We start from the raw sequence: 24,980 nt of genomic DNA, 5'->3' as shown, positions 1-24,980 counted from the left end.
AATCTTTTAGACTTATTAAAGAAAAGAGTCTGATATTATAGTAATGCAGATAGGAAATAATTAAACTTTTTTCAAACACGGGTTTTTTCTATTCTTAATGGTTCTAATATGTAAATAAAAAGTAGGAGGAGCCTATCGTGACAGACTCCTCCTAAAATACAACTCTCGTATACATATCGGAAAAAAATTTTATTTTACTAATAATGAATATTCACCGTTTTTATCATCGAATTTATATACATTTAAATAATATTTCCCTGGTTTCGCTACGAATTTCCCCTTTATAGTATTTCCTTCATCTTCACCACAAGCTACGTAATTTTGCATGTCTGATTCATGATAAAGTACCCATGTCATCCCAATATTTTGTTCATTTACCACAGAAATATCTACTTCTTTTGGATCTGTAACATTAAACGTATAAACATCTGTTTGATCAGGAGTAACCAGATTTCCTTTTACAAGCGTATTAAATGGGAGTACCTTCTCTTCTTCAAGGGACCCGCCTGTTTGCGGATCTTGTTTTACAGTAACTTTTGTCTGTTCTTTACTTTCTTTTCCTCTACTATCTTTCACAGTTAGTTCCACAGTATATGTTCCTTTTTCTCCATATACGTGGATAGGATTCGCTTTTGTACTTGTTGAACCATCCCCAAAGTTCCATAGATAAGAAATAACTTTTCCATTTTCACTTGTTGTACCATCGCTATGGAATTGAATTTCTTCATTTACTATCCCGCTGTATGGTCCATTCATATTTACAATAGTAGTCGTTTTTTCTTTTTCCTCTGTCGCAACACCATGGAAAACAATATCATATTCAAACTGATTAGCTGCATTCACACGATAGTTTACAAAATAGGCTGTAACTGTTTTATAGCCGCTCCACCCTTTTTGGGATAACTGCTCTAAAGTTTGGTTTACTTGTTTACTCATCGCTTTCCAATCTTCAGACTCACCTTTTGATGTACCACCTGTGTACTTGCCTTCCACAATAAATGTATTAAAGAATTGCGACTCATATTTTGTAATTTGTGCATCTTTTATATTTGCTACATCCACAATTTCGTTTTTCACTTCAGCTAACGGCTTCGGTGCGTGTTGAATTAAATAATCATTTGTTACTTGCGGTACATTATATTTATCTTGATTATCAATCAACTGCTGCATATACGCTTGATATTCTGCATTCAATTGTGTATTGTTGCTTAATGATTCACGATACGAGTCATAATTTTTCACATCGTTTGCACGGATTAAATCTTGAAGCTTATCAAATGTTTCAAATTGATGATTATACAAATATGACTGTAGTGCAAAGGAATACTTATAAAAGTCCCATGATCCATATTTTGAGAACAAAGTTTGCTTTGCTGTATAACGGCTTGCTGGATCAGATGATAAGCCACTTATCATACTTTTACGGGGAACAACATTATTTGTACGTGTAGATCCTGCAAAAAATTCTGCATTCCCTTCTTGGAACCAAGTTAATCGTTCATTTTGATACATTTCTCCGCTTCCAAATAAACCAGGAACCTCATACCTTCCTTGTAAATAGTGAGTGAATTCATGACGGAACAACTCTTCTAAACTATAAATACTCTGCTTTGGCGTACGCTCATATGTAAAGAAAGTCCCCTTCTCTTCAATATAAATTCCACCGTTGTTTGTTTCATATCCATATAATTGTCTATTTAATTGATATTCATCTGGATTATTATAAATTACTATTGTTAGTACATCATCAGCATTACCCGGTTCTAGTGCTTTATCATTTCCAATTACACGGTGATATTGTGCTTTTACTTCCTTGGCTGCCCAATATAATCTCTTAATTTTTTCTTCTGTTACTTTATCTCCCGTCTTAAAGACAATAGATCCGTCATCAAATGTGTATGTTTTAGGTAAGTATTGTTGTTTCCCTTCTTCACGTATTTTCTGTAAATCTACTGTATTTCCACTATAATCTTTTCCTCCATAGTTTGTTTTCATTTGTTCTACTGCTACAAAATAAGCTCCACTTAAACGAGGATACAAGTTCATCGCTTGTGTAATAACTTCCAATCCTTTGTTTGGATTACTATGAAATTTCCCTAAACGCCCTGCATAATAAATGCCATTATTAATTAACCAACTATTTTCATTTGTTATATTCCCCACGAGAGCAATTCTACTAACCTCATTTATAAAGTTATCAATCTTTCCATACCACATTGTTTCATTAGGTTTCTTATTCGTATCCTGTAAATAAGACTGTATATCATAATCAATTCCTTTTACAATTTCATATACAGCTTGTCCTTTCGCATAATCACTTACATACGTAGAAAGGTTATCATTATACTGTTTTAAAATATTTACCGCATACTGTACTGTTTCAGTATCACTAGAAGCATTACCAATTAATTTTCCATACGCAGCAACTACTCTATCTTGCTCGGATGTACCTAATGTAAAGTTTGGATTTTTTGCAAGTGCTTTTAATGCTGGTAAACACTTGTCATGAAAGCTTCGATCTTTTAAGTAATTTAACTCATTATTATAATATCCCACATAAAAAGCAGAACGTAATACTTCAACAAATGTTTCAATTCCCTTTGAGTCCTCTTTCGTGAACACCTTTCCTCGCTTTCCTAATTCATCAATGATAACGTTCATACGTTCTTTATTCTGATAAAAAGCTTTCGTATCTTGATTTAATTGAAATAAATCAGTAATTTGATTCCAAGAAATTTTTGAGAGTGTATCAATGAGTTCGTTATCAGGCATTTTATTCAGTTCTGCCAGAGAGTAGCTTTGCTTTAATTGAATTTCATCACGTTTCATAACCAGAGTAGGATGTTGTGAAAAATCGCCTACTTTTAAACGCTCTTCAAAAGTCAATGTTTCGTCAGTTTTTGTAGCATGTACCATTTCATCTTTTGAAGTTTCTGTCCCAATGGGTTTCATCTGTAAGATATTATAGGGTACTTTTTCTTCTGCTGATACCTGTGTTTGAATACTTCCAAATGATAATGCCACCGTACTAATCCCAATCATCATTTGAGTAAATTTTAAATTCTTGTTCATGATGTTTCCTCCAATTATATATTCCATCACATAATATAACATTTCGCATACATCAATTATTTAAATATGTAATATTTTATATTATATTAAATGTATTTATAAATAATATAATTCAGAAAGTAACATTATTGAATTACTTTCTTTTCCCCATCCTTTCATATGAATTAATTAAATTTTTTTGTTTGGGATTTACATATTCGTTATACGAAACTAATATCTCTAGTAAGATCTCGCTAGATATTTGAAGATAATAGTTATAATTCATCAAATATAAATATACCTAATTAAATATCTATATAGCGAGATAATACCACATGTTTGTATACACAATTTTACAATATAAATACTACATTAAGAGTCAACCTATGACATAAAAGTCTTAGTCACTTACTCAAAAAAATTAAAAAATCAACACTTACCAATACCTCTGTAGGTGTGGGTGAGTGTTGATTTTTAACTTTATTTAGAAATGTAAAATGTTTAAAAATTCTACCTATGTAATTTATAAACTTACAAATTATAACGTAACTAATCCTATTCAACACATACATAGGGTATTAGCAGTTTTAAATTTTTTATCATCTAAAAAAAGAATTATGTACTTTTATACCGATACATTCTAAATAATGACACTTACAATTATTTAAGGATGTGAAATACCGATGGGTATAACTGCAAATATTTTTTAGTAATTTCATGAATCGGGAAATTGAATCAGTTGTAGATTCATTTTTAAATAAGGGATATTTTATAATGTAGGATTATGTATTAATGAAGAAATAATTCTGTTTACAAGATCATCTGTTATCCACTCTGTTTGCATATCGTCGGAATCACTTTGATTCATCGAATCAATAAACTTTTTAAATTTCGGAAATAAGACTATGGAGGTAATCCAATAAATCGCATGGTTTGTTGAAAAGAAATGAAAAACCCCTTGCTCTTTCCCTTCCAATAAGATTTCTTTTAATTATCCAAAATTCCCAATAATATATGGTTTTATTTTTTCCAATTGTGAACTTTCTTTGATAATTGCCTCATATGCAAGCGTTCCAATTTCAGGATGTTGTTTTATATGTGTAATAAAGAAATTCAAATATTGTCTTAGAGCAGTTTTAGGATTATGTTGCGTTTCTTCAAGAAAATTTGGTAGTTTTTTTGCAAAACCATATTTTTTAAATACCTCTAAGTAAAGGTTCTCTTTTCCGTTAAAGTAATACGAAGCCATAGCAACATTCACCTTTGCTTCTTTCGCAATTTCTTGGATACTTGTACCATCATATCCACTCTCTCCAAATTTTTTCTTAGCTGCTTCTAAAATATTTTCAATTGTTTGTTCGCGAGATTTCCCCATTCTATACACCTCAAATAATAAATGATTTCAAAAAAAATATGTGATTTAAATCACATATTTTTGAAATTCAATTATATATTTAAAATGATGATTTAACAACTGATCAGATATTAAGTTCTTTTTATAAGAACCTTTTCTCTCCATTAATGAATAGAGATGGAGAGAAATAAAATTTGTCTAAAAAATATTAAACTTATCTTTAAGTATTTGATAATATTGTTTCTCTGTTATTTCTTTTTTAGATTTATTTCCATGTTGGGTTTCTGTAAAGCTTTGTTTAGTAAGTGCAATATGACCATGATCAATCAATTTACAAATAATATTCCCCTTATTTACTGGCGATTCCGGATGCTCTATAACCATATTTTGTATAGCATTCACTTTTTTTTCATTAATTGCATTTAAATAAAAAGCATAACCAATAGACCAGGTATCAGTAAGATCAGAATCCAGAAAATGGGAAGTTTCTCCATTTTTTCCTTTCTTCATTTCAAATACGTGAGTCCCTTTCTCTGTGTTTTTTTTACGAACACGATATTCTCCCGTCACAGAAGTTACACTGTCACCATGAAAAGGAACAGGTTGTAAAGGAAGATACGATGCAAAACCAGCATCTATTATATAGTTTTCATTTTTGTGCTGTAAAACGATGAGTACATGGCCATCATCAGGATTCCATTTTCTTATTTTCGGATCATATAGAGTTCCAGCTACTCGATACACATTAAATCCACAATCACATAAAAAATAATATAATAAAGAATTAATCTCATAGCATAATCCACCACGATTCTTTAAAAGCAGTTTTTCTTCAATATTATTTCTAGAAAAATCTTGCATGTTTCCTTCCATGACATCTATGTTTTCATACGGTAATAAGTGCCCCATCTGTAAAAGAATTGTATGCAAATCTTCAAATTCCACATTTTCTTTTGGTTGAATTCTCAATTTTGAGAAAAACTTCTTTTGTAACTCAGTTAACATAATATATCCCCTTCCATTCATAGAAAAACATCATTATAATAATATATTAAGAATATAAATTATATATTATGCAACTAGAATAACAAATTTTAGGGAATTATGCACATCGTCAGCGTGCACAAAAAGTATATATGAATTTGATTTTCTGAAATTTCTAAGACTACATTATAGATGTGCATAGCTAAAAACTATCAACTCAAAGAATTTAAGAATATGGACATTTTAAGCGAGATTGAGATAATTATATTCACAAAAGAATTGATGCTAATTTTATAATTTTGAAAATAAAAGTCCAAACAAAAATAAAAGACGCTCAAATGAACGTCTTTTATTTTTGTATAATAAGATTGCTCTCACATTTACGACAAGTAATTTTCTCTTCTTCAAAAATGAATAGATTCTCAGCATCACATTCTGGGCATACAACTGCAAATGGTGTTTTTATATTTTTATAGCATAGGAAAGATATGACTGCCAGGAATAGAGCAGGTATAACAAGCATCATCAGTAAGAATAGTCCTGCAAAAACGCCTGTAATCATGGAAAGTGGTTTCATTAGTTTTCTACCCACGGAGTTTACTTGATTATCCTTCTTACGAAAAGCAGTAACAAGGTAAGTATTGGTTTCTCTTACCGGCTCAAATACTTTTATCGTATTGTAATCTTGTTCATTCATAGTGGGATAGGAAGTGTTTGGTCTTTGAAATCCTCGTTGTTTATAATAGTTATTTGACTCTGCTATTCGTGGTGTATACGAGATTCCAGTGCCAGGTACATAAGTTGTTACTCTTGATTCAGGCGGAACGGTTCTTCCTCCCGAATCAGTGTATGTAAAGTTAATTTTCACACCCGGAGAAACTTGGATAATTCTACGAAACTTATAACCCATAATATTGTATCCCCCCCAATCTAATTATTAGAAATCTTTACTAATTATAACATTTTCAATCTTATCATTAATATATTAAGATTTAAATGAATAAATAAAAAAGGGGGATACTGCGCTTTACTAATTTAAGGCACCTTAGGGAGTCTTCCTCAGATTTGATAACCACTTTAACTTAATAATATGGATTTATATTAATTATTAGTTTAAGTATTTTTTACTTTCCAACATAATCCATAAAAAGAGAGCACTCCCTGTAAGTGCTCTCTCATAAAAAGTATCGGTAAATGGATTTTTAGCCAATTTGCACACCGTTTTTAAAATGGATTTACAAAACGGATTCTTTCTAAAATGTTTTTGATGTTTACTTTCTATATAACAAAGAAAAAACATTCATTAACGAGCATTTTGTATTACTTTTATTAGGTCATTTATATTTTCAACTTTCTGCTGAAACTGACTAAGTCTACTATGTAGTAATGAAGGATTTTTATCTTCTCTTGAAATAACTCGTTTTAATTCGTGTTCTAATTTATCATACACATCAAAGAAATTATCAAATTCTACACTTGCAAGTTCTTCATTTTCACGATAAAATCTTTTAGCTTCTAAATAAGTTATATATGATTTATTTAAAAATCCTAATGAAATTAGATATTTAGAATTGTTTTCTTGATAAATAGCAATATCACATGCTGTTTTAATATCAGAATAAGTTTTTTGAATGAATTGCTGTAATTCGTAAATATTATACTTTAGTTCGTTATTCATTTAATTCCCTTCCATCCCATCTATTCTACAAAAATTTTCACTTTGATAAAAATAAGAATATATTATTGTTACTGTATCCACATTTATTAATTTTTTTCTTGTTCCGTAATAATAAATCTTGAAAGCAATTCAGTTAATGCTTCTACCTTTTCTTTCATCCTGTTGGATTGAATTGAAATTTCTTTGATTGAAACTGCTTGTGATTGAATTGATTGTACTGTTTGAATTGTTTCTCTTTCTACTTGTGTTGCAGTATCAGATACTAGTGAAAGAGACGCATTTACTTCTTCTGTGCCGGCAGACATCTCTTCTGTTGCTGCAGAGACTTCTTGAATTTGACTTGTAATTTTATCAATATCTCTCATAATAGATGAGAATGTTTGATCCGCTTTGTGGGCCGCTTCTTTTCCTTCTGCTGCCTTTTGTTCTCCTTTTTGCATGACTTGAACTGTATCTTGAGTATCTTGTTGAATAGATTTAATTAAATGGTTAATTTCATTTGCGGACTCTTTAGACTTTTCAGCTAAATCTCTCACTTCTGCTGCAACCACTGCAAATCCTTTCCCATTCTCTCCAGCACGTGCCGCTTCAATAGCAGCATTTAGAGCAAGAAGATTCGTTTGCTCAGCAATATTAGTGATTGCATCCAGAGCTGTATCAATCTGTTGTGTACGTGTAACAAGTCTATCTATTACTTTTGATGTTTCCTCGACAACATCATGCACACTGTTCATTTGAAGAATAGAGTGCTTTATCACTTCACTACCGGTATGTATTTGTTCTGTGGTTGTTACTGCTACTTCAGCAACTACTGCTGAAGATTCAGCTACTGTTTGCACACCAATTGTTATTTCTTCCATTGAGGATGAACTCTCTTGAATGCTAGTTACCTGTCCTGCTATTTTTTCTTTTACTTCAGAAATGGTCTGAACAATCTCATTTGAAATATTAGATGCTCGCTTTGTGTCTTGTAAAACCCCCTCCGTAGAAGAAATCACTTCTTGTGTTGTCACCTTAACATTCGCAATTAATTGTTGTAGGTTATCTAACATACTATTGAAAGACTGTACAATAATTCCTAACTCATTATTTGCTTTATAAGACGTACGTATTGTTAAATCACCTGCAGCTACTTTTTCCATATCATTTTGTAATAAAATAAGCGGTTTTCGTATAGTAAATCTAATAATATATCCAATAAATATAACTATGACAATTGCTAAAATTGATATAACCACAAACATTATCATTGTATTTTGAGCACTATTATTATTAACTTTCTGTAACTGGTTTGCATTGTTGCTGTTATATATAATTAGTTCACGAATTGACTGAATTGTTTTTTGCATATTAGGTTCAATTTCTTTTAGATAATAGGCATATGCTTCCTCATTATTGGATTTCCCTAATTCTTGCGCTTTTTTCATCAGAGTTCTTAATTCATTAAACGCTTCATGAAATTTGCTATATAGTTCTTTTTCTTTATTAGAAATCACTTTAGTTTCAAACTGCTTTAATAACTGATCGTTTTCCTTTCGAATTCCATCCATTTCTTTTATTAAATCGTTCATTCTTTTTTCATCTTTGGACACCATTATTTCCATAAAATTCATATTAACATGATAAAAGTTAGATTCTACAATTCCTATCCATTCAATAGGCAATAAGCTGTCCTCATACATATTAGAGGAAGCATTCTTTCCTTTTTCTAGTCCCGAAAAACCTATTAGGGATAATACTATACAAGCGATACTTGATATAGCTATTAATATGTTTAGTTTTGTACCAACCCTACTGTTTCTTAATAATTCCAATTAAAACTCTCCATTCTTATATATAATTCAATTGATATATTGTATAATATTAATTTGAAATATACGATATTTATTTTTAAAATATATAAAAATGTATAATTCTTAAAAATAATAAATATCGAATTTTTCAAGAATTATATTCTATTGACTCTATATCTATATACTATCTAATTAATACTCCCATAGATTTTATAGCGTTTGGCTAATCTAATCCTTCGTTTTATGTGTAATTAAAAAGACACCTTAATTTAAGGTGTCTTTCAATTTATTAAACAGCAAGAAAATAGCACAATAATCATTTTCTATCTTTTTGATATCTGTTTCATGGTTATCTTACTTGTATTATGTGACATTGGTAATGAATAGAAATATAAAAACTATTGAATTGGTCCTAATAACCCCATAATTTCTTCAGCTTTTGGATTTTTAATGCTGTAGTAAATTTCTAACCCCTGACGATTTCCCTTTAAAACCTTCCCTCTCATTTTAGATAAATGTTGGGATACTGTTGATTGTGGAATGTTTAAAATTTCGGTCATTTGGGTTACATTTAGTGTTTTATGTTTAGAAAGCTCACTGATCAGTTTTAAACGCATTGGGTGTGCCATAACTTTTAAAAGCTCTACATCCTCTTCTAAAATTGTGTTCTCTACGTTGTGATTTACAAATCTCGTCATAGTATATTCTCTCCCTTATTTGTTTTTTTCTGTTGTAGTGTAACTTCCTTATTACATAATATTAGTATGTTTGAATGTTTACCATTAAATATATTAATTGAATTATACAACTTTAGTTTGTGCTATTAATGGAGTTAATGTGTGGTTCGTATGAAGTTTTTATTTACTATTTTCTATTTAAGTGTGAATGCTCTTTTGGAGAAATTAATTATTAAGGTGACCACTTTTAAAGTAATCTACTCGCCACTTCATAAAGCTTAAAGTAGAAGCCTCTTAATTCCGTGACAAAGGTAGCCTTTCAACACTTTGAGCGTAACTTCGGGGTGTATCCTCCTAAATGTCCGACGCTTGGACGCTCTCTTGGTACGATTGATATTTTACGCAGGAACCGAATGGCACGGTTTTCGCACTCTATTTTCTCCCCCCCACCTCCTATATCAAGTTATCAAAGAACTTCATATAGCTAGTAAAAAAGTTATGCACATAATCAAAAAAAAGACAAACTCTCCAAGATGAAAAGTTTGCCCAAAACCGTGACCACTTTGGTTCAACACTATAAAACTCAGTTCCGACAAGAATCTTTCTTTTCTCATATCCCACGATTTTTGCATTAATACTAACAATAGTGGATTAGAATAGTGACTTAATACTTGCTAGTACAGTAAGTATACCTATTATAATGACAAATACATTGCTCATCTTACCTCTATATTTAGCTAGTACAGGCACTTTACGAATTGCATACATTGGTAATAGACATAAGATAGCAGCAACTAGCGGACCACTAAGGGCATCAATGATTCCAAGAATACTTGGATTTGTATAAGCAACATACCAGCATGTTAATACGACAAAAGTAAGAATCATTGTCTTAACTGTTTTTTCTCCTATATCTTTCCCACGTTTTTTACCGGACTTGATAATCATGTCACGCATTACCTCATACGCTCCTATATAATGGCCAAGGAAAGACTTTGTAATAGCCACAAAGGCAATGATAGGAGCTGCAATAGTGATTACTGGCGAATTAAGCTCATTAGCAAGATATGATAGGATTGACAAGTTCTGTTCTTTTGCTACCTTAAGATCATCTGGAGTCAAACTTAAGGTACTGCTCCAAACAAAGAACATAACAACAGCAAATGTCATGATATAACAAACTTTTTGTATTTGAGCACACTTAGCATCAGTAGCTTCTATTCCATACGTAGCTCTCTGTTTCATAACAAATGACGAAATCATAGGTGAATGATTAAACGAGAATACGATAATTGGAAGTATCATCCATATCATTCCTAAATATCCTGTTCCTGCTGAGGCAGTAGGAACACTTGTAAAACTAAGCATTGACGTATTCCACTGTGGAATCAAAGATATTGCGATAAAAAGTAGAGAAACTATGAATGGATACACTAGCATGCTCATGATCTTTACAGTTATATCTTGACCAAAATTTAGTATAGCGATAAGACCGAGTACTAAGACAAGCGATAAAATGGCCCTTGGAGGCTCCGGCATGTGCAATTGATGCACGATAAAACTACTAGCGGTATTTGTAAGTGCGACCGAGTACATCAGCACGATCGTATAAATGGAGACAAAATATACAATGTTAAAAATGATACTTGCCTTATTTCCAAAATACTCTCTTATAGTACCTGTAATCCCCTCATCAGCAGAGTTTGAAGCGTAAATCATTTTAGCAAGCGCTCTATGTGAATAATACATAACAGGATAGGCAAGTATGGTAATTAACAGCAATGATAATAAACCACCTGAACCTGCATTAATCGGTAAAAAAAGTACCCCTGCTCCAATTGCTGTTCCAAAAAGGCTCAATGCCCAGGTAGTATCCTGTTTATGCCACTTTTTAGGGTCTAGATAATTCTCATTTTTTACTGCAGTATTATCAGCTTGAAATTCTATGTTTTTTGCAGTATTCCCATTCATATAATAATTCCTCCTTGTGTCCTATTCTCAATTCTCTATTTAAGGAATAGGAATAAAGACCGTTCTTGAAAAATAAATTGCTTATATAGTGCACCACAACGAATATCCCTCTTCTAAATTAATCAAAATTAAAAAATTAGCGTAGCATCAACCTGAAGGGTTTGTTACCACTTACAAAACATTTTAATTATATAGTAGTATATTTTATTGATAATTCCCCCAACATACAGGCATCCTTAAGCGAACAATAGAGTATAAAATGTTAAATGTTTCACAATATAATCGATAGCTGTTTATTAATTGGATTGTTTCTCCCCAAAGATTTTATTTTTAATGGCAATCCCTGTAGGTGTAGCCGCAATTCCACCTAAACCTGTCTCTCTTAATTCGCGAGGCATCTGTCTTCCAACTCTATACATCGCTTCAATAACTTCGTCAGCATTGATGATATTGTTTACGCCAGCTAATGCGATGTCCGCTGCTGCTAAAGCATTTGTCGCTCCAATGGCGTTTCTCTTTACACAAGGAATTTCTACCAAACCAGCGACCGGATCACAAACTAAACCGAGTAAATTTTGTAATGCAGTCGAAAAAGCTTCAGAAGATTGCTGTGGCGTTCCACCCGCAGCTTCTACCGCAGCTGCAGCCGCCATCGCTGAGGCACTTCCTACTTCAGCTTGACATCCTCCGTACGCTCCTGAAATACAAGCGTTGTTTGCGACTATAGTTCCAAATAACGCTGAAGTGAATAGAAAATGAATCATATCTTCATGACTTAACTGCAACGTATCTTTAATACTAAATAAGACCCCTGGAATTGTCCCACTCGCACCTGCTGTTGGAGTTGCACAAATAGCTCCTAATGCAGCATTTACTTCATTAACACCGATAGCACTTTGGATCGCTAACACCATCAAATTTCCAGAAAGAGCTTTCCTATTTTCTCGATAGTTTTTAATTTTAACAGCATCACCTCCGGTTAAACCGGTTGGAGAAAATACACCGTCACCCTCAATACTTTTATTTATAGCATTTTGCATAGTCGTTAAATTTCGTTCCATTTTACTCCAAACTTCTTCATAAGAAGTTTTAGTTTGTTCGATTTCCTGTTCGATTGCTAATTCATAAATTGGCTTTTGGCTTTTATTAGCTGCAACCACAATTTCTTTTATGGCCATATACATATTTTTCACTCCTTAATGTAATTAAAGAATAATAAGATTAGCTATATTACTGAAATTTCCTAATTCCTTCTGAGCATTACCAGGCAATAGCGAATCTAAAGCGAATGAATATAAATATTTTGTTTTATCTTCCAAACTATGAAAGTTGTTAATTTCCACATCATATTGTTTAAAGATCCTGCGTAAGACAAATTCAAAGTCAGCTCTTTCTGAAATCGCAATAACAACTGGTAATGGGCCCTGCAGATCTAAGCTAAATCCATCAATTTCAACATGTTTGACTTCAATCAATCCACCACCGACCGAAATACCCATCGTTCTAATACTGCGACTTTCATCCTCTACATATACATCTGCCGTATTTGGATGACCGGCAGGACTATCACCCGATTTTTCAATAAAGGTAATGTCAATTCCTTTAGATTCTGCAATTTTAATAGCATCTGGCACTTTACTGTCATCGGCAGCAAAGCCTAATATACCAGCAATAATTGCAAAATCAGTTCCGTGACCTTTATGGGTTTCAGCGAATGATTCATAATACTTTACTACAACTTTTTTTGGAAGACCTTGAAATAATTTATTAGCAACTGTTCCAATAGCCAATGCACCTGCAGTATGTGAACTTGAAGGACCTATCATAATGGGTCCAATCACATCAAAACAACTTTTGTATTTAATAACCTTTTTTTCTTTAATAGATGCTACATTTATATTCATATAAGCAACCCCATAATTTATTAGTTTTAATTGCAGTTGTATCTAAGTTATTAGAATGCTCAATTCAAAATAAGATCCGTTTGATAGCGCTTTCTTTCTTGAGTTGAATAAACTTCCCTTCTGATCCACAACCCTCCGTATAGCAATCATATCAGTATGTCTAATTTTAGAAAATTACTGACAAGGTTTGTAGAATTTTCGAACCAAATCGAGGTTTGATTTTTTCTCTAGAGGTAATATATTATTTCTCGACGCCCTCATTATAGCTTGTATATTTATAAGTTTAATCTTTTTTTATTTTTAGAAAGATCGAATAGACAGAATTTTGAATAGGTAATAAATCACACTTAGTATGTAGCAATTGTGTCCTTTGTTTGAAGCTGTATTAGTTAGTAGAAAAGCAAAAATAACACAGAGTTCCTTTCATAAACATATTGATTATATTGGAAAATCATTATAAAGATACTTATATTGTCCTTTGTTGGAACATCTTATTTCGGACACGAAAGCTGTTGCAATAAATAATTTATGCAAATGGAAAGGAATCCATTAATGAAATATAAATCCACTTTCGTATATTAATTACCTAAAATGTATTAATATTAATTATCAGAAAAGGTGAACTTTTTTTATGGATCTTAATATAAAGAATATGTTCCAAATAACAAGGGAGATTCCTAGTAGAATCCTTTTTATGCTGTTTTTATATAAAAAATCCTCTTCAAAACACAAATAAAAAAGGGCTATTTTAGCCCTTTTTTATTTATAAATCCTCTATATCATATTCGGTATATCCCTCATATTTTTAAACACAACTATTTTACTAATCGTATGAAAGGCTTCCTAAATATTTTTACAGCACCTCTAGGTCATCCTATTGTGCTTAATTCAATTAATAAGGATCGGATTCATGGCTTTTCTTTACTGCATCTTTTGTTGCTTCATTTGCAGCTAATGAACCTTGGCCATATTTTGATTTACTTACTTCGCGGCCTGGAAGTTTATTTTCCTTTTTAGCTTCTTTCATTTTCTTTTCAATACCTTCTTTAACACGACGGCCATAATCCTCATCAGCTTGTGTGAAGTGTTCAATCATCGCATGCTGAATTCTTTTGTCACATACCGCAAGTGCTTCGGATAGATTTTTAACCAACTCATTTCGTTCCCACTCCTCAAAACTACGATATGTGTGACCTGCTTGACCATAATTATTAGGACGATCAATTGGTGCGCTCATAGCAGCCGCATTGTAAGTTGGTTGGTGTGGATGATGCTTTTCTTGTGTTGCATCTTTATAACCACCCAGCATAGATGGCTCATAGTTAATATGCGGATTTTCTCCAGACTCTTTCGGATTACGCATATCCATTTGACCACGGTGTTGATTTGTACGAACAGGTGCTTTAGGTGCATTTACAGGTAATTGCAGGTAGTTTGCACCAACGCGATAACGTTGAGTATCTGAATAAGAGAAAGTACGACCTTGTAGCATTTTATCATCTGAGAAGTCCATGCCATCAACAAGTACTCCTGTACCAAAAGCAGCTTGTTCAATCTCTGAATGGTAATCAACTGGATTACGATCAAGAACCATACGTCCTACTGGTAACCAGGGGAACTGCTCCTCTGGCCAAAGCTTCGTATCATCAAGAGGATCAAAATCAAGTTCTGGATGATAACCATCCTCCATAATTTGTACAAATAGCTCCCACTCTGGATAATCTTTGCGTTCAATTGCTTCATATAAATCTTGTGTTGCATGACTAACATTCATTGCTTGAATACTGTTTGCATCTTCTTGTGTTAAATTTCGAATTCCCTGCTTCGGCTCCCAGTGATATTTTACCAATACAGCTTCGCCTTTTTCATTTACCCATTTATAAGTGTTCACACCAGATCCCTGCATATGGCGATATGTTGCTGGAATACCCCATGGAGAAAACAAAAATGTAATCATATGTGTTGCCTCTGGGGTACGAGAAACAAAGTCAAACATCCGCTGAGGATTTGGCACATTCGAAACCGGATCAACCTTAAATGCGTGAATCATATCAGGGAATTTCATCGCATCACGAATAAAGAAAATTTTCAAGTTATTCCCTACTAAATCCCAATTACCATCTTCCGTATACATTTTCACCGCAAAACCTCGTGGATCCCGTGCTGTTTCTGGCGAGTCCTTTGCTCCAGCTACTGTAGAAAAACGAACCATTAAGGGTGTTTTTTTTCCAGCACCTGAAAATACTTTTGCACGAGTGTACTTTTCTACGGGCTCATCTTCAACTTTTCCATAGGTTTCAAAATACCCAAATGCTCCAGCTCCTCGTGCATGTACTACACGCTCTGGAACTTCTTCTCGATCAAAATGAGAAATTTTTTCGATGAAATGATAATTTTCAAGTGTTGCTGGACCACGATTCCCAATTGTTCGGATGTTTTGATTATCCTTCACAGGGTGCCCCTGGCGTGTTGTCAATGTCTCACGTTTCACGTCTTGTTCATCTAAAGAATTCATATCTTGGTTTTCTGCCATAATTGAAAACCTCCTCAAAATTAGTCACCTTTATTTATTTCCATTTATTAGAAAATTCATGATGGAATTATCAATTGTTTATAATTTATCAGCTAACAATTATTCATTTGTAATTAGTCCATTAAGAAAGATAGCTGCGTTGCATTAAACCCATGTAGACCACTCTTTATTAAAGCAACCTTAGAATTAGGAATTGCTTCAGGTGTTAGTTTCCCACTATATTCAAATGGAACAGTTGCATCTGAATTACCATGAATAACAAGAATAGGTATATTAAACTTAGCTTGATCCAGCCTCAACAAGAGCTGGAACTTGATATTCCCAAGATCGACCACTTCACGGCTAAACATGAATTAATACACCTGGATTTCCTATACCATAATCTTCATAATATAACTTAATTGATGCTTAATTTTCGATTTATTATCATACCCCCAAAAGTAATTATTGGTATCCTACCAGTTCTAGCTTTAGGAGCTGAAGGTGATAATTTTTGAATTTTATCTGTCCCATAGACAATCTTTCCACCTACTACTATCAATGCAGACTCGATATGCTTGTTTTTTACCTCCAAGACTAGGAGGTTAATAGCAGAAAGTATGGATAAATGTGCATAGTGTCTCTTTTTGATGTTACCTTGTATTTCTTTTTCTGTAGAGAACCGTGTATTTCCTGCTGTATATAGGAAGACCTTGTTCTCAATTCAATCGGTTAAACATAAGATTTAAACGATTTTCAAGATAAAACCTCATCATTACCAACATTTTAAAAAATATCTCAAATCCAAGATTATTTGTATAAAAGCTGAAATATTAAATAAATAATACATTTAAGTTTGAATAAACTACTAATAGGGATAGCACCACACATCCATCAACTTAAGGGATGTGTGGCAGAACCCCATTAAACATAAAATCATCCAACAAACACACTTTTGGGATTGTTTTGGATGGGTCATCAACAAATTACAGTATTTATCCGTCAATTAAGTAAAAGTGAATCATATCAAGTGTGGGGGAAACAAGGCGAATGGTTAAATCTTGGTGGTAATCATTGGATTTATAACAAACCATCTTATATTTAATATCAAGGAGAACAAACTTATGCTGCAAGTTCTGTAATTGGAAAACGCGTTGTTTCTAAAGTGGACAACCTTCGTTTCTATGAAGCTGTTTGCTTCTTGGTCTGATAAAGATATAGCAGGAACGGTAGATGAAGAGCTTGGATTTACGATTGACGATAAAGTATGAGTGAATGGTTCAACACAATATAAAGTACACAACAGTTATATTGCTAAATAAAAAGCATCCACTATTAAACACTTCATGTTATTATGGTTAAGCTATATTAATATAGTGTAGTGCTATCCTAAGGGGAAGTGAAAAATCCCTCTTGTTGATAGCACTATTTTTATACCGTAAACAGTTGTTTTGTATCTTTTAAAACGCTTACAGGCAATTAGTATTTTTTAAGTCTTAATCTACCTTTGTTTCAATTTAACACGGATTGTTTGCTTTTCGCGGCTACGCTTTTCTGAACACGATAGCAGCGCCAAGCGCTGAGGCCGCTGGTACGAAGATGTCGCCCGAGTTCGTCTTCGCTATCGGTAAACCGTTTTCTTCGAGATAACTTCGGGTGTGGGAGATGTCGCTCACTGCTACTGCGTACCCGGCGAATCCCGGCACCGGGGGTGCCATCTCTCCTGGTAGCAACTCTGACAACCGCGATCTGGGAACGATTGTGATGCTAGCCCCTTCCAAGTCGAAGATGTGTGTTACTCCATCCGTCCGGGCCTCACAATCCAAGTATCGGCCGTATCGCCTAGTGATTTCGTCCAGCTCGGAATCGTCTACGCATAAGATTGATTCGACTAGATCCGTCGCCCCATTCGGATGGTTCGGAGATATTTTCTCCTCCATTATGGCTGAGGTTGGGCTTTCCGCTGCAGCCAAACGACCTTCGCGCACGTTGTCCCCGTCAATTTCCAAATAGCACACGGGAATAAGTTGAATTCCCCCGGACATCTCAAGAGGCCGCTGCACGGTGTTAACGCCGCTATGACTGATTCCACTCCGTTGGAAACGGTCCGCTGTCTGGTCGGCATCCTCTGTACCGAAACAAAGAATATGCGCTCCTTCATAACGGGATAGACATCTGGAGATAGTATCGACAGTGCGTTTAATTTTTCCGATTATTACTTGGAGCACATCCGGCGATGCCTGCAACGGAACGAGTTTGGCATTGATCGGAATCCTCGCGCCTTTCTCGGCAACCGTTACGATTTCGATGAAGCTGCTTAAAAAATCGACATGCGAATTGGCTGCTCCGAATGGCTTTGGAAGTTCTTCTTCATTTTCGGCCAACGCCGGATAGGACGGCGGTGAACAGACAAATCCCAGTTTTCTGTACAGCTCGAGTGTAGCTTCCATATCGGAGACTACATGGCCGACGTGATGAATGAATTTGATTTCAGCATGCATCTGCATCCACTCTCCTTAAATTCAATAATTGTGATAAAAGAAAAATTTGTTTTAATTACATTGAACAATTTGGGCTAGAGACACATAGCCATCAAGCTAAACTTCTGAAATATCCCCAAAACGAAAGTTTCATCCTTTTATAGTTGTCCATAGGATCTTAGGTCGATTTTCATTTTTGAGAAGAATACATTTCTCAAATTGATGGCAATATGGGGGGTGTTTTGAAAATAATGCTACGATGTTTATAAAAAAGATGCGTAGAAATATGTTAATAGATTTTTTAATAATATTCATATAAAACACTATTTTGACTTTGATTAAACTTTGTTTCAAACAAACATTAAAATCTATTTTAAAGAAAGGGAAATTAAATATTGTTATTGATAATAAACAATTGAGGATAAACAATTGTACAATGGAAACTCTAAAATTATAAAATATTATAATTAAAAGAGGTATATTTATGAGAATCCGAAAAAATCAAGCTAATCTAACACATAATGAAAGGTTAACATTTACTAATGCATTATTAGAATTAAAGCGTAGACCAAGTCGTTTACCAAGCTCTTTGGGGAGTACAAGTCGCTATGATGATTATGTTTATTGGCATTTGATGTCAATGATGGATCAAACATCAACTAAACCAGGATCTGCTCATGGAGGTCCTGCATTTTTACCTTGGCATCGATATTTTATAAATCAATTGGAATTAGATTTGCAACAAATCGATTCTACTGTCACACTTCCCTATTGGGATTGGACAGTTAATAGCTCTACTGATCCGTCAGTTCCAGGGAGTCCATGGACTAATGATTTTATGGGAGGTGATGGTGATCCTAATCAAGGTTATGCTGTCACAACAGGCCCATTCACAGGTGATAATTGGAAACTAACTCTTTTTGACGACCACCATTCCGACGAGCCTCAAGAGATTCGATTACGCCGTCAGTTGGGTACTTTAAAAAATAGCTCGGGAGCTACTATATTGATTAATCTTCCAACAAATTCAGAGGTACAAAATTGCTTATTAGAAACACCATACTATGTTTCTCCTTGGCGTGCATTCCAGGATTTAAACAATCCTTCAAGTATGACGGTAGCGAAACCAAGTTTTTGTAACCGACTTGAAGGTTGGTATGGAGATGGAAGAATTCATAATCAAGTACATTTATGGGTAGCTGGTGCTATACAAGGGTCTATGTATTGGATGAGCTCACCGAATGATCCTGTCTTTTTCTTACATCATGCAAATGTTGATCGTCTATGGGCTCAATGGCAGGTTGCTAATCCAAATGAAGGGTATCATCCTACTGGAACTGGTAGTGAAGTAGGGCCAACAGGTCATAATTTAAATGATCCAATGAAACCTTGGGGGAACAGTGTTACTCCCAATAGTGTACTTAACCATCATAGTCTTGGCTATGCGTATGATACAGATTCAACACCTCTGTCTGAAATTTTGATGCACGCATTCAATACAGACATTACTACAGAAAAGAAAGTAAGTATTGGTAGCTTTATAACTCGAGAGGATTTAGAGAAGATGTAAAAGATTAGGGCGTGATATTAAAATTAACAAACAGAAACCTCTCATTTTTGAGAGGTTTCTGTTTTGTAGATTTTTTACAGATAAATCTCTCACCCCTTCAATAAAGTTCAGCCGAGATACATGTAATTTCGGGGCATAGTCTATATTTTATTTTCATTTACAAATTAAAGTGTAACATCCAACTTCTGTACCACCATTATTGACTATGTTCTAATACAAGCGAAGAATAGCCCGTAAACCCTTCATTCATAACCCGTTAGAACTACAACTAATACCATCTCCTCTAATCCATCCTGGAATACAACCGTTTTCCATCATATTCTCTAGACTACTGTTTATAATTGGATTAAAACTAGAAGATGTTTCTCCTTTTTCAAGCTATACCACTTGTCGAAACTCCACCATTTTCTACCTGAAAATAGATTTTCGATTTTCGCGTTTGCTCTGTTGTTTCAAAGGTAACTTGGCAATTTGTCCAATTTTTTTCGTCCTGTACTTTATTAGATTTCAGACATACTCTATATCGTCACTCTTATCCTCTTATAGTAATAGAGAATAATAATTTGATTCTAATACAGAAAACAGTTTAGAACTAACCTTTCAAGCTCAGATATACCAAATTTAAGCAGTCAGAATCCTGACTGCTTAAATTTGGTTATAAAACTTTTTCGCTGTAGCACAATAAAACAGGGCTATGGTCAGACAAGTGATTCTTATCTATACTCTCAACATAAAAATATACATGTTCGTATTTTGTTACTTTATCCAATATATTTAGTCGCAGTCTTATTGTATTATTGGCATCTCAAACATAACCAAATTCTTTATTCTCAGTATATGCCTATTACACTGGGGTCCTTTCTAAGATTTCCTTTTGGATCATAATTCTACCAAAAGCATTTTTGTACTTTGCAGCGGCCTCTAGTTCCATTCCTTGTTTTTCAAGGTCACCAAAATTCCCTATAACTATATTAATTACATGTGAAATATAACCGCTAGTGTACCCCTTTCATAATCTACTGGTCCACACTATTAACTTGTTATTAAATTTCCACCTTTGATTAACTTTCCTATTCCTCATCTAATTTCTATTGTTTCTCAGCTTTTTACTCTTATTTTTTGTACTAGAATTTTCTTATCTATTATGTAGTAAACTCCAACATCTTCCTGGTACATCTGTTTCAAACGTTTGAATGTTTCCTGTATCAGCTACAGTAACATAACAGGTTTTCCCAGCAGGACCTCCAAACGTAAGATTGTTGCAATTTTTTCCATTAAGTTGGATTTCACTTATAAGATTACCCTCAGGTGAAATTTTTGCTACCACACCTTTGCCAATGCGCGTTACAAACAAATTTCCGGCCAAATCACAACGCATTCCATCAAGTCCAAAATCAGTAAACTCTATTAATACGCGTTTATTACTTAACTTATAATTACTTGATAAATCATATACCCATATTTTTCTTTGTACAGTTTCATTTACATATAGTTTTTTTTCATCAGGACTCACTTCAATTCCATTAGTAGTTCCCATATTCGTTTCTAATAAATGAGTGCTCCCATTTTTATCAATACGCCATAATTGTCCTGTTGATTTTCTCCAGTTAGGATCACTAGCAAATAAAACACCTTCATCAGTTATGGCTAAATCGTTAGGCTGATTCATAGCAGGATTAAAAGCAAACACCCTTATTGCTTTTGTTTCAATATTAACTGCGAATATATTATGGTTACAATAATCAGCAATATACAATGTTCCGTAACGATCAATACGTGTCCCACTACCTATACTATTTTTAGGTAACTCAATAAAGACTTTACTATCTCCATTTGGACTTACTTTGCCAATCGTACCTTTTCTTTTAAAATTAACAGCATAAATATTCCCTTCTTTATCACATGAAGGACCTTCTATTCCTGCAGTAAATCCATGTGACTTAGTTAGCATTTTTCTATTTAATGATTCAAAACCCATGATTTTGAGCCTCCTTTCAAGTCACTTTTTCCAGGTTTTGCAGATATACATTTTTTCAGGAAAAGTCTGTATTTTATTTCTATTATCAGATTATGACCTGTTCAAGTAAAACTAGAACAAAATTTAGATTACACGATTGATCTTGAGTACTGATAAGGCTTCATCCCATTTAAAGCAGAATATGTACGAACGGAATGATAATATAAATAAATTCAGCGATTAATTGATTATCTAGATGGCCATGTCGTCCTATTCCTAAATCTAAAGTGAATTCTATTTATCTCCCTTTACTATGAGTGTGGTTCCTATATTAATTTCTGATTCAAAATTATCGTTGAATTGCCCACCGCATCCTTCATCTAATGAAGCAAATCCCCTTAGGGTTACATCAAAGTTGATTTTTTGCATTTCATTTGATTCATCTGCAACTAATTGAAAAAAATTCATACAACACTTTAAATTAACACCCGTTCCTTCACAATCCACAGAAAAATTATCATAAATTAAAGTGATTGCTTTTTCATCAGGGCTTATAAGCCCTGAGAAAGTACCTGCTGGACATCCATTTGGACATCCGTTTTTTTCAATTAATTCAAATTCTGTAAACTTAGCTGCTCCATGTACCACAATATCTAATGAATCTATAACAATTAACCCCGAAGAATCAGAGACACAACTTACTTGAAGTATAGTATTTACGTCTATTTCAAATTGTTCATCTGGACAAATAAATTCAGGAGTAGAAAGAATATTTTTAATATTTGAGTTTTCACCTAGTATAAGCGTCTCACTTTTGTAAACCTTTTGATAACAGGGACTAGATTTACTAAACTTTCTATGTTTTTTATCCATCACTTAAATACCTCCTTGAATTCCCCCGATTTTTACTTCATCTAGAAGTCGGCAACTCCTCCACAAATAGTAGTAATTCATCTTAAATCGAAAAATTTATAAGAATACGTTATTCTTTCTAATCTAGCTTGTTTAGAAAGAATAACGTATTTAGTGTTTGGGGAGATTAAAAAATTTTAAATCAATAAACATGTACGTTCGTCTCTATCAAAATAAACTAATAATCAATTCAATAGTGCGATTTCAATTATTAATTCTACTGAATCATATTAATAAGCTGTTTTAAATCTGGTCGATTCCCAATACGTTGTGTTTTAGGTCTTGTCTGTGCATCTTGCTGTGGAGAGCCCGAATTTCTAAGCATGTTTCTTACACGTATAGGAGTCAACGGACTTTGCCCGCGAGCTTTTACAATTCCCTGAAGGCAAGCGATTGTTCCTACAACAATTGGCGAAGCACTAGACGTTCCACTAAATCTATCTGTATACCATGAATCCTCATTTACTCCACTTTGTAAATCACTGTATCCAGTAGTCGTTACTTCTCTTCCCCAGGCTTGTGTATCAACGATAGACCCATAATTTGAGAAGGGAAGTCTAGATCGATCAGGGCCATGATCGCTACCATGAGTACCTGGTGGAGGCGCTCCAGCTCCTACTAAGATAGCACCCGAATCCCTTTGACTACGGTTAAATCTGTTTTCATAAATTGGATCATCTAAATCTTCAGCTCCATTGCCCGCAGCCCCTACTACAATAATTCCTTTAGCAGTAGCAAAGCGAATTGCTTCAAAATCGTCTTTCCACCACTCCATAGCAATGTATCCTTTTTGATCAGGTCTATCTTGAAAATTAAACCGTGGTCCAGGTGCATGTAGTTCAATAAGAATAATATCTCCAGCACCGAGAGCATTAGCAGCTTGTAAAATTGCATTTGAAGAAGTTTGATTTTGCCCAAAAACCGAAATTGCATGTATTTTTGCGTTTGGACTAATTCCGGTCACACCTACGCCATTTTCATCACCACTAATTTCACCTATTACAGCAGTGCCGTGATTCCTCCAACCTAAATCAGAAGATGGTGTTCCTGCAATAACTCCACCTTGATTTTCTCGTAAATCTTCATGGGAAAATCTCCACGCACCTTCAATATCTACTATATTTATTCCATTACCTTTTCCTCCAGGGAAATTCCAAGCATGTCGCGCATCAATTCCGGCTGGAGCTGCATTTAGATAACCTTGTCTAAAACTCAAGTCTGGAGTAGCTTGGATTGTAACATCCGTTTTAGGTTCTACAGCTAATTTTGCAAGTTCCGGAGCAGGTTTAATGTAAGCATCTTCAACTACACTTGAATTGCGAAATTGCGCTACAAGTTCTTCCAATTTCTCATCAGGAGCAATCACTTTATAGTACTTAGAAAAATCAGGAGGTTCTATATCACTTTCAAGAGATACTGTTTTAATTGGTTGTATTTGCTCCTTCTCGAAAAGTGGCTGAATTTGAATATCCTGAGTAGCTAATAAACCTATAAAATCATCTTTTTCCTGACTGTCAGAAGAGGAGGTTCCTAAGTGACTTAAATTTACATTTGATTTAGCTATTATAATCAATTGTCTAGACATAAAAAATTCTCCTTAGTATTTTTTATTTACCTACATATTGTAAGTCTTTAAACAAAAATTACATTCGGTAAAAAATACAATTTCTATATTTGAAGAGTTTGTATTCAATTTCTTAAGAAAAAAACTACCAGATTTGCAGAAAACTCTGTTATAACTAATCCAACCAGCAAAATTACATAAATTTCAAACTCATTGGGTATTCTCAAGTTTCAATGTTAAAACGTTCGTAACACCTGGAACTTGCGAAATTTCAAGGAGTGCACTCCCTAAATAAGAAGAAGACGTTGCATTAACCTGAAGGATTACTCCCTTAGCTGATGTTGTAACTCCAATTACCAATTGTTTAGCATTTCCTAAAGACATACTTCTTAATGCTTCTGTACTGATGTTCTGTCCTTCAACCAAAATTAAACTTTCAATCATAATTTATCCTCCTAACTGCTACTTACACCTTTGTTTTTTTGTGTTCGAATGATGCTTTATTAAATTTGGACCTTGTTGATTTTTTTAAACATTACTCCAATATCCTTTACGACCTTCAATTTTTATATA

At 33.7% G+C, this 24,980-nt stretch carries 16 protein-coding genes and 4 pseudogenes; 2 read left to right on the top strand and 18 right to left on the bottom strand.

The window, feature by feature from the left end; genetic code table 11:
• Positions 1-189: 189 nt before the first annotated feature.
• The 12 genes and pseudogenes from colA to MR170_RS03270 form a co-directional block, all read right to left on the bottom strand.
• On the bottom strand, positions 190-3,072 hold the full coding sequence (colA, locus tag MR170_RS03325; RefSeq protein ID WP_242307187.1) for a collagenase ColA: 2,883 nt from the start codon (positions 3,070-3,072) through the stop codon (positions 190-192).
• Between the two features lie 748 nt (positions 3,073-3,820).
• Positions 3,821-4,426, bottom strand: a pseudogene (locus MR170_RS03320) (TetR/AcrR family transcriptional regulator).
• A gap of 177 nt (positions 4,427-4,603) precedes the next feature.
• A complete protein-coding gene (locus MR170_RS03315; protein WP_098639979.1) occupies positions 4,604-5,410 on the bottom strand; it encodes an arylamine N-acetyltransferase family protein in 807 nt (268 codons plus the stop codon).
• A 328-nt stretch (positions 5,411-5,738) separates the two neighbouring features.
• Positions 5,739-6,299, bottom strand: coding sequence for a DUF4236 domain-containing protein (locus MR170_RS03310; protein WP_242307185.1), 561 nt, complete (start codon positions 6,297-6,299; stop codon positions 5,739-5,741).
• 393 nt (positions 6,300-6,692) lie between these two features.
• Entirely contained in the window at positions 6,693-7,067 is a 375-nt protein-coding gene (locus MR170_RS03305; RefSeq protein ID WP_063550048.1) for a hypothetical protein, read from the bottom strand.
• A gap of 86 nt (positions 7,068-7,153) precedes the next feature.
• Entirely contained in the window at positions 7,154-8,881 is a 1,728-nt protein-coding gene (locus MR170_RS03300; protein WP_088021389.1) for a methyl-accepting chemotaxis protein, read from the bottom strand.
• Positions 8,882-9,258: 377 nt separating this feature from the next.
• The gene (gene pagR / locus MR170_RS03295) at positions 9,259-9,558 is read right to left on the bottom strand and encodes a transcriptional repressor PagR (RefSeq protein WP_000196664.1); all 300 of its coding nucleotides are present in this window, start codon (positions 9,556-9,558) and stop codon (positions 9,259-9,261) included.
• Positions 9,559-10,188: 630 nt separating this feature from the next.
• Positions 10,189-11,508 carry an aromatic amino acid transport family protein gene (locus tag MR170_RS03290; protein ID WP_242307183.1) on the bottom strand — a complete coding sequence of 440 codons (1,320 nt, stop codon included), beginning with the start codon at positions 11,506-11,508 and terminating at the stop codon, positions 10,189-10,191.
• A gap of 296 nt (positions 11,509-11,804) precedes the next feature.
• The gene (gene sdaAA, locus MR170_RS03285) at positions 11,805-12,692 is read right to left on the bottom strand and encodes an L-serine ammonia-lyase, iron-sulfur-dependent, subunit alpha (RefSeq protein WP_000281790.1); all 888 of its coding nucleotides are present in this window, start codon (positions 12,690-12,692) and stop codon (positions 11,805-11,807) included.
• Positions 12,693-12,713: 21 nt separating this feature from the next.
• Positions 12,714-13,412: an L-serine ammonia-lyase, iron-sulfur-dependent subunit beta gene (gene sdaAB, locus MR170_RS03280; RefSeq protein ID WP_242307182.1), complete on the bottom strand. Its 699-nt coding sequence runs from the start codon at positions 13,410-13,412 to the stop codon at positions 12,714-12,716.
• A gap of 892 nt (positions 13,413-14,304) precedes the next feature.
• Positions 14,305-15,945, bottom strand: a complete 1,641-nt coding sequence (locus tag MR170_RS03275; RefSeq protein WP_242307181.1) for a catalase — start codon at positions 15,943-15,945, stop codon at positions 14,305-14,307.
• A gap of 113 nt (positions 15,946-16,058) precedes the next feature.
• A pseudogene (locus tag MR170_RS03270) lies at positions 16,059-16,241 on the bottom strand (alpha/beta hydrolase); the annotation flags it as partial.
• Positions 16,242-16,896: 655 nt separating this feature from the next.
• Here MR170_RS03270 and MR170_RS03265 point away from each other — a divergent pair.
• Positions 16,897-17,192, top strand: a pseudogene (locus MR170_RS03265) (N-acetylmuramoyl-L-alanine amidase); the annotation flags it as partial.
• Between the two features lie 276 nt (positions 17,193-17,468).
• Here the strand turns inward: MR170_RS03265 and MR170_RS03260 are convergent.
• Positions 17,469-18,425, bottom strand: a complete 957-nt coding sequence (locus MR170_RS03260; RefSeq protein ID WP_242307179.1) for a VOC family protein — start codon at positions 18,423-18,425, stop codon at positions 17,469-17,471.
• Between the two features lie 463 nt (positions 18,426-18,888).
• Between MR170_RS03260 and MR170_RS03255 the strand changes: the two genes are divergently transcribed.
• Entirely contained in the window at positions 18,889-19,974 is a 1,086-nt protein-coding gene (locus MR170_RS03255) for a tyrosinase family protein (RefSeq protein ID WP_242307178.1), read from the top strand.
• A 199-nt stretch (positions 19,975-20,173) separates the two neighbouring features.
• Here MR170_RS03255 and MR170_RS32660 read toward each other — a convergent pair.
• From MR170_RS32660 to MR170_RS03235, 5 genes and pseudogenes are all read right to left on the bottom strand, one after another.
• Positions 20,174-20,476 (bottom strand): annotated as a pseudogene (locus tag MR170_RS32660) (hypothetical protein); the annotation flags it as partial.
• 633 nt (positions 20,477-21,109) lie between these two features.
• A complete protein-coding gene (locus tag MR170_RS03250; RefSeq protein WP_242307176.1) occupies positions 21,110-21,952 on the bottom strand; it encodes an SMP-30/gluconolactonase/LRE family protein in 843 nt (280 codons plus the stop codon).
• Positions 21,953-22,225: 273 nt separating this feature from the next.
• Positions 22,226-22,804 carry a DUF4360 domain-containing protein gene (locus MR170_RS03245; protein ID WP_242307233.1) on the bottom strand — a complete coding sequence of 193 codons (579 nt, stop codon included), beginning with the start codon at positions 22,802-22,804 and terminating at the stop codon, positions 22,226-22,228.
• A gap of 256 nt (positions 22,805-23,060) precedes the next feature.
• Positions 23,061-24,428 carry a S8 family peptidase gene (locus MR170_RS03240; protein WP_000089897.1) on the bottom strand — a complete coding sequence of 456 codons (1,368 nt, stop codon included), beginning with the start codon at positions 24,426-24,428 and terminating at the stop codon, positions 23,061-23,063.
• A 189-nt stretch (positions 24,429-24,617) separates the two neighbouring features.
• A complete protein-coding gene (locus tag MR170_RS03235) occupies positions 24,618-24,851 on the bottom strand; it encodes a hypothetical protein (protein ID WP_000573035.1) in 234 nt (77 codons plus the stop codon).
• Between the last annotated feature and the right edge of the window lie 129 nt (positions 24,852-24,980).

This window comes from Bacillus cereus group sp. BfR-BA-01524 (assembly GCF_022662595.1).
Classification (GTDB): domain Bacteria; phylum Bacillota; class Bacilli; order Bacillales; family Bacillaceae_G; genus Bacillus_A; species Bacillus_A thuringiensis_S.
Note: the sequence above shows the minus strand (reverse complement) of the source record. Positions and strands in the feature narration are given on the sequence as shown.

Bases quoted from the DNA above. Each gene is read 5' to 3' on its own strand.
- colA (WP_242307187.1), bottom strand. From the start codon at position 3,072: ATGAACAAGAATTTAAAATTTACTCAAATGATGATTGGGATTAGTACG.
- MR170_RS03315 (WP_098639979.1), bottom strand. From the start codon at position 5,410: ATGTTAACTGAGTTACAAAAGAAGTTTTTCTCAAAATTGAGAATTCAA.
- MR170_RS03310 (WP_242307185.1), bottom strand. From the start codon at position 6,299: ATGGGTTATAAGTTTCGTAGAATTATCCAAGTTTCTCCGGGTGTGAAA.
- MR170_RS03305 (WP_063550048.1), bottom strand. From the start codon at position 7,067: ATGAATAACGAACTAAAGTATAATATTTACGAATTACAGCAATTCATT.
- pagR (WP_000196664.1), bottom strand. From the start codon at position 9,558: ATGACGAGATTTGTAAATCACAACGTAGAGAACACAATTTTAGAAGAG.
- MR170_RS03290 (WP_242307183.1), bottom strand. From the start codon at position 11,508: ATGAATGGGAATACTGCAAAAAACATAGAATTTCAAGCTGATAATACT.
- sdaAA (WP_000281790.1), bottom strand. From the start codon at position 12,692: ATGTATATGGCCATAAAAGAAATTGTGGTTGCAGCTAATAAAAGCCAA.
- sdaAB (WP_242307182.1), bottom strand. From the start codon at position 13,412: ATGAATATAAATGTAGCATCTATTAAAGAAAAAAAGGTTATTAAATAC.
- MR170_RS03275 (WP_242307181.1), bottom strand. From the start codon at position 15,945: ATGGCAGAAAACCAAGATATGAATTCTTTAGATGAACAAGACGTGAAA.
- MR170_RS03260 (WP_242307179.1), bottom strand. From the start codon at position 18,425: ATGCATGCTGAAATCAAATTCATTCATCACGTCGGCCATGTAGTCTCC.
- MR170_RS03255 (WP_242307178.1), top strand. From the start codon at position 18,889: ATGAGAATCCGAAAAAATCAAGCTAATCTAACACATAATGAAAGGTTA.
- MR170_RS03250 (WP_242307176.1), bottom strand. From the start codon at position 21,952: ATGGGTTTTGAATCATTAAATAGAAAAATGCTAACTAAGTCACATGGA.
- MR170_RS03245 (WP_242307233.1), bottom strand. From the start codon at position 22,804: ATGGATAAAAAACATAGAAAGTTTAGTAAATCTAGTCCCTGTTATCAA.
- MR170_RS03240 (WP_000089897.1), bottom strand. From the start codon at position 24,428: ATGTCTAGACAATTGATTATAATAGCTAAATCAAATGTAAATTTAAGT.
- MR170_RS03235 (WP_000573035.1), bottom strand. From the start codon at position 24,851: ATGATTGAAAGTTTAATTTTGGTTGAAGGACAGAACATCAGTACAGAA.